This window comes from uncultured Granulicatella sp. (genome assembly GCF_963528315.1).
Taxonomy (GTDB): domain Bacteria; phylum Bacillota; class Bacilli; order Lactobacillales; family Aerococcaceae; genus Granulicatella.
This window is the reverse complement of the sequence record NZ_CAURVV010000069.1, coordinates 1-5068: the sequence shown is the minus strand read 5'-3', so window position 1 is coordinate 5068 and position 5068 is coordinate 1. Positions and strand designations below refer to the sequence as shown.

Sequence of the window (5068 nt, the reverse complement as noted above, 5' to 3'; positions counted from 1 at the left end):
TGAAACCAACACGTATCACAACTGCAGAAGGAAAAGTATACGAACTAGTACCAGCTTTAACTAAAGGTGATGAAACAGGTACTGTAGAATCAGGTCAAACTAAAGAAGTAACATATGTGTATAAAGAAGTTAAAGGTAATGTTGTTGTTAAGTTCGAAGATACTGAAGGTAACACACTTGCTGAAGACGAAAAAGATGAAACAGATGCTTCTCTAAATGTTAAATATGACACAGCAGACCACAAAAAAGCTGAAATTACTAAAGATGGTGTTAAATATTACTTAACAGCTAAAGAAATAAAAGATGATTCTAAACCAGCTACAGGAGATGTTGTTGAAGGTACAACTACAGTAACTTACGTTTACGAAAAAGCAGGACAAGTAGTAGTTAACTATCAAACAGAAGACGGAACTCCATTAGTAGGTGTAGACGCGGCTGGTGCCAACGTAACTTCAGGTGCTAAAGACACTGTAGATGGAAAACCAGCATCAGACTACGACACTACTGATAACGGAATGAAACCAACTCGTATCACAACTGCAGAAGGAAAAGTATACGAACTTGTACCAACAGCAACTAAAGGTGATGAAACTGGTAAAGTTGTTGCTGGAGAAACTAAAGAAGTAACATACGTTTATAAAGAAGTAACTGGTGATGTAGTAGTTCACTACGTTGATACGGAAGGTAACGTAATTGCAGAAGACAAAGAAGATACTAAAGGTGCTTCTCTAAACGCTAAATACGACACGACTGACAACAAACCAGAAAAAATCGAAAAAGACGGAACTATTTACTACTTAACAGAAAAAGCTGTTAAAGAAGATTCTAAACCAGAAAACGGAGACGTAGTAGAAGGTAAAACTGAAGTAACTTACGTTTACGAAAAAGCAGGACAAGTAGTTGTTCACTACACTGATGAAAAAGGTAACACGATTCAAGTGGATGCTGTTGATACAAAAGACGGCAAACCAAACGCTGACTACAACACTGCTGATAACGACATGAAACCAAACCGTATCACTACTCCAGAAGGAAAAGTATACGAATTAATCCCTCAATCAACTAAAGGTGATGAAACAGGTAAAGTTAAAGCTGGAGAAACAACAGAAGTAACTTACGTGTACAAAGAAATCACTGGTAATGTAGTAGTTCACTACGTTGATACAGAAGGAAACACATTAGCTGCAGATACTAAAGATGTAGAAAATGGATCACTAAGTGACAAATATGATACAACTGATAACAAACCAGCTAAACTAGAAAAAGATGGACAAGTTTACTACTTAACAGCTAAAGAATTGAAAGAAGATTCTAAACCAGAAAACGGTGCTGTTGTAGAAGGAACTACAGAAATCACTTACGTATATGAAAAAGCAGGACAAGTAGTCGTTCACTATGTAGACGAAGCTGGAAACACACTTCAAACAGACGCTGTTGATACAAAAGATGGTAAACCAGGAGCTAAATACGATACTTCTGATAACGACATGAAACCAACACGTATCACAACTGCAGAAGGAAAAGTATACGAATTAGTACCAGCATCAACTAAAGGTAATGAAACTGGAGATGTTGAAGCAGGTAAAACTACAGAAGTAACATATGTGTACAAAGAAGTTAAAGAAATCGATAAAGTTAAGAAAACCGATGAAAACAAAAACTTAACTCCAAATAACCTAACTCAACCAGCTAAGCCAGGAGAAGAAACTCCAAATAACCCAACTCAACCAGCTAAGCCAGGAGAAGAAACTCCAAACAAACCAGCACAACCAGCTGAACTAGGTGAAGCAACTAACCCAGCTACACCAAGTTCACCAGCTGAAACTGCTGAACCAGGAAAAGCAAATCCAAATGTTGCACCAGGAACAACAGTAGCAACTAAACAACAAGAATTACCAAATACAGGTACAGGAAATGAAGTATCAATTTTTGGAGCAGCTGCAACAGCAATTCTTGCATCTCTTGGATTAGTGACTCCAGGCAAAAAACGTGATGAAGAGTAATTAGAATACGAATTATCAGTTATTGAATAAATGATTCAAGCAAAGCTCAAAATTAGCGTAAAGTTAATTTTGAGCTTTTTGCCTTTGTTGTGAGAAAATAATAGGTATTCATATCGAAAATGATGAAATTTTGATACAATAGATAGGAAATAGAAAGCGGGGGATATCATGCAAATAACAAAAATTGAAGTACAAAAGAAAAAACAAAATCGTTTTAATATTTACATTAATGATGAATTTGCCTTTGGAGTCGATGAAGCTACATTATTAAAGTTCGCATTAACAAAAGGGACAGAATTAACGCAAGATACAATCCGTGAAATTGAACAGGAAACACAGTATCAAAATGCCTATCAAAAAGCGTTGCATTTTTTAAATTTCAAGCTGAGAACAGCAAAAGAAGTGTATGAAAAACTCGAAAAGCTAGAAGTGTCTGATGAAGTCATTAATCAGGTTCTACAGCAATTAATGGATCATGGATTTGTCAATGATCAGTTTTACGCAGAAAGTTATGTGCAAGAAAATTTTGCATTACAGAAAAAAGGTCCAAAAGCTGTAGCATTTGAATTAAAGAAAAAAGGGGTAAATGATTCTATTATTCAAAAAGCGTTGGCAGAATTTGATGAAGCGACACAATTAGATCAAGCAATCGAAATTGCACAAAAATATGTCGATAGACAAGGGAATGCACCTGTTAAGACGGTAAAACAAAAAGTGTATGGCTTTCTAATGCAAAGAGGGTATGATTTAGATATTGTACAATCAGTGATTTCAGAATTAACATTTGAAAAGCAAGAAGAGAATGAAGAAGAGTTAGTTATGAAACAAGGCGAGAGAATTTTGAAAACTATACTTTCTAAATATGAAGCGACTGATTCCCAAGTATGGTATCAATTAAAAGGAAAGTTATATCAAAAAGGGTTCAGCAGTTCTGCAATTGATGAAGCGATTGAAAAGTTAAAATGGGAGAGTGAAGAATGGATTTAGAACAATATGGAATAGAAATGTGGTCTGAAGAGAAAATTGCTTCATTTCAAGAAAAATTATTAGCATGGTATGACAAAGAAAAAAGAGATTTGCCATGGAGACGTTCGAATAATCCGTACCATATATGGGTGAGTGAGATCATGCTGCAACAAACAAGAGTCGACACAGTGATTCCGTACTATCATCGGTTCTTAGAAACTTTTCCTACAATTGAGTCTTTAGCAAATGCACAAGAAGAAGAGTTGTTAAAAGTTTGGGAAGGTTTGGGTTATTATTCCAGAGTCAGAAATATGCAAAAAGCAGCTAAACAAATTATTGAAGAATTTGGCGGTGAATTTCCAAGTACAATAGAAGAAATTCAAACGTTGAAAGGAATTGGACCGTATACAGCAGGAGCGATTGCTAGTATTGCTTTTAATTTGCCAGAACCAGCAGTAGATGGGAATTTAATGCGTGTCATAAGCCGATTATTTGAAATAGGATTAGATATCGGGAATCCATCTAATAGAAAAGTATTCCAAGCAGTTGCAGAAAAAATTATTTCAAAAGAACGGCCTGGAGACTTTAATCAAGCATTAATGGATTTAGGGTCAGATATTGAGTCACCAGTAACTCCGCATCCAGAAGATAGCCCAGTAAAAGAATTTAGTGCAGCCTATTTAAACGGAACAATGCATTTATATCCAGTGAAAATTCCAAAGAAAAAGCCTGTACCAATCAAGTGGCAAGCATTTGTCATTCAAAATGAAGAGGGACAATATTTACTAGAGAAAAATACTTATGCAGATTTATTAAGTGGCTTTTGGCATTTTCCTTTAATAAGAGATTACACTCCAACTGATAAACAATTGAGTCTATTAGATGAGATTGCTGAAGAAGTTGAAGATTATCCAAATAAAAATATTCCATTAGAAACGCAATTTGAATCGATTTATCAACTAAAAATTCAAAAAGATAAGAAGTTGCAAGGCACAGTTAAACATATTTTCAGTCATCAAAAATGGGAAATAGAAGTAACAATATACGAAGTTCAAGAAAATTACAGAATAGAAGAATTAAGTGATAGAGAGTTAAGATGGGTAGAAGCACCAGAGTTTCGTAAAATGCCATTTTCTAAAGTACAAACAAAATTATGGGAGCATGTATCAGGGCAACTCGAGAATAATAAATAGTAGATATTCACACACGCGACGAAATGTGCTATACTACAATCGAGAATGAATGTAAAGAAAAGGGAGCTTTTCTAAAATCGATATAGAAGGTTGGACTCGTGATGCAAAATCCAAGAGAAGGAGAATTCATCACTGTCAAGAGTTATAAACATGATGGCAGTCTTCATCGTACGTGGAGAGATAGTATGGTCTTAAAAACAAGCGACCAAGCAATTATCGCTTGTAATGATCATACTTTAGTTACTGAAGCGGATGGAAGACGTTGGCTAACAAGAGAACCAGCATTGTTATATTATCATAAGCATTACTGGTTTAATGTAGTAACCATGATTCGTCAAAAAGGAATATCCTACTATTGTAATCTTGCTTCTCCCTATGTATTAGATAAAGAAGCGTTAAAATATATTGATTATGATTTAGATATTAAAATATTCCCGGATGGTGAAAAAAGACTATTAGATGTCGACGAATATGAACAACACCGCCGACAAATGCATTATTCAAAAGAAATTGATCAAATTTTGAAGGCGAATGTTGAGATTCTAGTCGATTGGATTAATAATAAAAAAGGTCCGTTTTCACCAGAGTATGTTGACTTATGGTATGAACGTTATTGCCAACTAACCTATCGTAAACAATAACTCAAGGTAGTGTGAGTAAGAGAGTGTTTTGAAGTGAATGCTTCAAAACACTTTTTTCTTAAAAATATAAAAAAAGTTGTAAAAAGGACTTGAAAAGTTCTTCTAGCTATGGTAAATTATAAACACTGTTAACGAACGTTCGCGTTTGAAGCGATTACGAAAAATAAATTTTAAAAATAATTTAAAAAAGTTGTTGACAGAGAAAAACACCTATGATAATATATAGGAGTTGTCGCGATAAGCGACGTTGACCTTTGAAAACTAA

Annotated in this window: 4 protein-coding genes; all 4 read left to right on the top strand. The window is 34.7% G+C overall.

The window, feature by feature from the left end; all coding sequences use genetic code 11:
- Nucleotides 1-2003, top strand: a 2003-nt coding sequence (locus RYK07_RS08730; RefSeq protein ID WP_314853477.1) for a MucBP domain-containing protein, incomplete at its 5' end; no start/stop codon positions are given.
- 168 nt (nucleotides 2004-2171) lie between these two features.
- Nucleotides 2172-2990, top strand: coding sequence for a recombination regulator RecX (gene recX, locus RYK07_RS08725; RefSeq protein WP_314853476.1), 819 nt, complete (start codon nucleotides 2172-2174; stop codon nucleotides 2988-2990).
- Nucleotides 2981-4162: an A/G-specific adenine glycosylase gene (mutY, locus tag RYK07_RS08720; protein WP_314853475.1), complete on the top strand. Its 1182-nt coding sequence runs from the start codon at nucleotides 2981-2983 to the stop codon at nucleotides 4160-4162. Before recX ends, mutY begins: the two co-directional genes overlap by 10 nt.
- A gap of 101 nt (nucleotides 4163-4263) precedes the next feature.
- On the top strand, nucleotides 4264-4803 hold the full coding sequence (locus RYK07_RS08715; RefSeq protein WP_020991225.1) for a DUF402 domain-containing protein: 540 nt from the start codon (nucleotides 4264-4266) through the stop codon (nucleotides 4801-4803).
- The last annotated feature ends 265 nt before the right edge of the window (nucleotides 4804-5068 follow it).